This is a genomic window from Anaerorhabdus sp., from assembly GCF_036637135.1.
Taxonomy (GTDB): Bacteria; Bacillota_I; Bacilli_A; order Erysipelotrichales; family Erysipelotrichaceae; genus Anaerorhabdus.
Genome location: NZ_JAVWNC010000100.1, coordinates 1 through 4,406, shown reverse-complemented (window position 1 = coordinate 4,406; position 4,406 = coordinate 1). Strand labels below are relative to the sequence as shown.

General features: G+C 37.3%; 2 protein-coding genes. Both read right to left on the bottom strand.

Annotated features, from left to right (window positions below):
- Positions 1-2,311 (bottom strand): DNA-directed RNA polymerase subunit beta' (gene rpoC / locus RR643_RS11320; protein WP_332483283.1); only part of this gene is annotated, 2,311 nt, incomplete at its 3' end.
- Positions 2,312-2,324: 13 nt separating this feature from the next.
- On the bottom strand, positions 2,325-4,406 hold a 2,082-nt coding region (gene rpoB, locus RR643_RS11315; protein ID WP_332483282.1), incomplete at its 5' end, for a DNA-directed RNA polymerase subunit beta.

Genomic DNA, 4,406 nt, shown 5'->3' with positions numbered 1-4,406 from the left:
CTGCAAGCTGAGTAAAGTGAGACGCGTTACCACGGGCACCTGATACAGCCATCATGTTGATTGGATTCATACGAGGAAGAGATTCCATAACTTTACGTCCGATTTCACTCTTGATATCATCCCAAAGTTTAGAGAAATGTCTTTCCCATTCTGCTGGAGTTAAACGTCCACGTTTCAATAATGCTTGTAGCACTGCTGATTGGCGTTTACCTTCTTCTACATATCTTTGTTTATCTGGGGCAACGTTAATATCTGCAAGAGATACTGTCATACCCGCAACTGTTGAATATTTAAATCCCATGTCTTTAATCTTATCCAGAATGTCACTTGAACCTTCTGTACGATAACGATTAAATACTTCTGCGATTACGTTACTTAAATCTTTCTTCTTGAACTCTGCATTTAAAGGTCTAGCCTTAATTTCTTCCTTGATATTTGATCCCATAGGTAAGAAATCAGAATCAGGAGTTGCTTGTAATGCAGTCTTAGAAACTCTATTAATGAACGGGAAATCACTAGGGAAAATTTCATTGAAGATAATCTTACCTACAGTAGTGATTAAATATGAATTTCTTTGTTGTTCAGTGAAGCAGTCTCTATCTAAAGCTTTACCTGGAATAGCAATACGAGTATGTAAATGGACAACCTTATTGTCATATGCCATAAATACTTCATTAACATCTTTGAATACGTGGCCTTCATTGTCTCCAAATCTTCTCCACATTTCAGCTGTTTCAAAATCGCCTAATGCTTCAATTAAATCAGCTTTTTCATGGAATTCTTCAGAAGTTTCTTCCATGTTCAAGTAGAAGTTACCAAGCACCATGTCTTGAGAAGGAGTAACGATTGGTTTACCATCTTTTGGACCAAGGATGTTGTTTGAACCAAGCATCAAGATTTCAGCTTCAGCACGAGCTTCTTCACTTAATGGTAAATGGACAGCCATTTGGTCACCATCGAAGTCAGCATTAAATGCTGTACATACTAATGGATGAAGACGAATAGCACGTCCTTCAACCAACTTAGGTTTAAATGCTTGAATACCTAAACGGTGAAGTGTAGGTGCACGGTTAAGGAATACTGGATGGTTATCAATTACTTGTTCAACCACATCCCAAGCACGAGCATCTTGACGATCAATTAATTTTTCAGCAGTCTTACGTGTACCTGCAATACCTTGGTTAACGATTTCGTTAATAACGAATGGTTTAAACAATTGGATTGCCATTTCACGAGGAATACCACATTGATACATTTTCAAATCTGGTCCTACAGCGATAACTGAACGTCCTGAATAGTCAACACGTTTACCAAGTAAGTTTTGACGGAAACGTCCTTGTTTACCTTTTAAACTATGAGATAGAGATTTTAATGCACGTCCTCCAGCTCCAGTAATTGGTTTACTACGACGACCATTATCAATTAATGCGTCAACAGCTTCTTGTAACATACGTTTTTCATTTTGTACGATAATTGCTGGTGTACCAAGTTCTAATAATTTCTTTAAACGGTTATTACGAGTAATAACACGACGATATAAATCATTTAAATCAGATGTTGCAAAACGTCCACCATCAAGTTGAAGCATAGGACGTAAATCTGGTGGAATTACTGGTAATACTGAAAGTATCATCCACTCAGGTTGGTTATCTGAATTTAAGAATGCATTTACAGTTTCTAAACGTTTGATTAATTTCTTACGTTTGTCTCCTGTTGCACCTTCAAGTTCAGCAATAACAATTTTATGTTCTGCATCAAGATTAACTTGTTGAAGTAATGTTTGAATAGCTTCAGCACCAGTTTGAGCTTTAAATGATCCAGGACCATATACTGCAGTGCTTTCACGATATTCACGTTCTGAAATAACTTGTTTGTAATCTAATTTCGTATCACCTGGATCAGTTACAACCCAAGATACGAAATATACAACTTCTTCCAATTGTTTTGGAGTGATATTTAAAAGTAAGCTCATACGTGAAGGAATTCCACGTAGGTACCAGATATGCGCAACTGGTGCCGCTAATTGAATGTGTCCCATTCTTTCACGACGTACAGATGCTTTTGTAATTTCTACTCCACAACGGTCGCAGACTACACCTTTATATCTTACTTTTTTGTATTTACCGCAATAACATTCCCAGTCCTTTGATGGTCCGAAAATCTTCTCACAGAACAATCCATCACGTTCTGGTTTTTGAGAACGATAGTTGATCGTTTCAGGTTTCTTAACTTCTCCATAAGACCATTCTAAGATTCTCTCAGGTGATGCCAATCCAACTTGAATTGCTGAAAATTTATTTATTCCTGCCATTTTCGCACCCTCCTTAATCCATGTCGTCCATGTCGAATCCTACTTCTGCAGCTTCAGGGATTTCATCTTCACTTTGAATAGTCAATCCTTCTGTATCAGTAACAATATTTTCAAATCCAACGACTTCATTGATTTCTTCTTGTTCCACTTTTCTCATGTCAACTTCTGAACCATTTTCGTCTAACATCTTAACGTCAATAGCTAAAGCTTGGAACTCATGTTTTAATACTCTAAATGATTCAGGCATTCCAGGTTCTGGAAGTTCTTTACCATTAATAATTGATTCATATGTTTTTGTACGTCCGTTAATATCATCTGATTTAACTGTCAAGATTTCTTGAAGTGTATGTGCAGCACCATATGCTTCTAATGCCCAAACTTCCATTTCTCCAAATCTTTGTCCACCGTTTTGTGCTTTACCACCTAAAGGTTGTTGAGTAACTAAACTATATGGACCTGTAGCACGAGCATGTAACTTATCGTCAACCATGTGCGCAAGTTTAATCATATACATTACACCAACTGAGATACGTTCATCATATTGTTCACCAGTTCTACCATCAAATAGAACTTGTTTACCATCAGTAGTACATTCAGCTTCTTCCATAATTGATTTTAATTCTTCATTACTGATTCCATCAAATACTGGAGTAGCGAACTTAACACCTAATTTCTTAGCTGCAAATCCTAAATGGATTTCAAGTACTTGCCCGATGTTCATACGTGAAGGTACTCCGAATGGATTTAACATGATATCAACTGGTGTTCCATCTGCCATATATGGCATATCTTCTTGTGGAAGAATCTTAGAAATAACCCCTTTGTTACCATGACGTCCAGCCATCTTATCTCCTTCAGAGATTTTACGTTTTTGAACGATATATACTTTAACTACTTCATTAACTCCTGGAGGTAATTCATGTCCTTCACTACGTTTGAATACACGCACTGAATGAACAATACCAGCACCACCATGAGGTACTTTTAATGAGTTATCACGAACTTCACGAGATTTTTCTCCAAAGATCGCTAATAATAGTTTTTCTTCTGGTGAAACTTCACTTTGTCCTTTTGGAGTTACTTTACCAACAAGGATGTCACCTTCTTTAACTTCAGCACCAATCATTACGATACCGCGTTCATTTAAGTGACGACAAGCATTTTCAGACACGTTTGGAATATCACGAGTGATTTCTTCAGGTCCTAGTTTTGTTTCACGACATTCGATGTCATATTCTTCAATATGGATAGATGTATAAACATCATCTTTAACCATTCTCTCAGACATGATGATAGCATCTTCATAGTTATAACCATGCCATGTCATGAATGCGATTGTAACGTTTTGTCCTAATGCTAATTCTCCATCTTGCATAGAAGGTCCATCAGCTAAGATATCACCACGTTCAACTCTTTCACCTGTCTTAACGATAGGTCTTTGGTTGATACATGTACCAGCATTTGAACGACGGAATTTTTGAAGATCATAAATCTTCTCACCATCTTTTTCACTAACAACAACTTTTTGAGCATCACAATAAGTAACAAGACCATCACCTGTTGCAACACATGCCGAACCTGAGTCAGCTGCGATACGGTGTTCAATACCTGTTCCTACATATGGTGAATGAGGATTTAATAGAGGTACTGCTTGACGTTGCATGTTGGCACCCATAAGAGCACGAGACGCATCATCGTTTTCCAAGAATGGAATACAAGCAGTAGCAACTGATACGATTTGTTTTGGCGAAACGTCAGCAAGTTCAATATCTTCGATATTAACCATAACTGTTTCTCCAGCTTTACGTGCAACGATTTGATCGCCATGTAATGTACCATCAACTACTTCATTCGCTTGCGCAATAATATAATCATTTTCTTCATCCGCTGATAAATAAACAACTTCATCAGTTACAATTCCACCCTTTTTAACAATACGATAAGGTGTTTGTATAAATCCGTATTCATTGATACGAGCATATGTTGTTAAGTTTGAAATCAACCCGATGTTTGGTCCTTCAGGTGTTTCAATTGGACAAATACGACCATAGTGAGAGTTATGAACGTCACGCACTTCAAATCCAGCACGTTCACG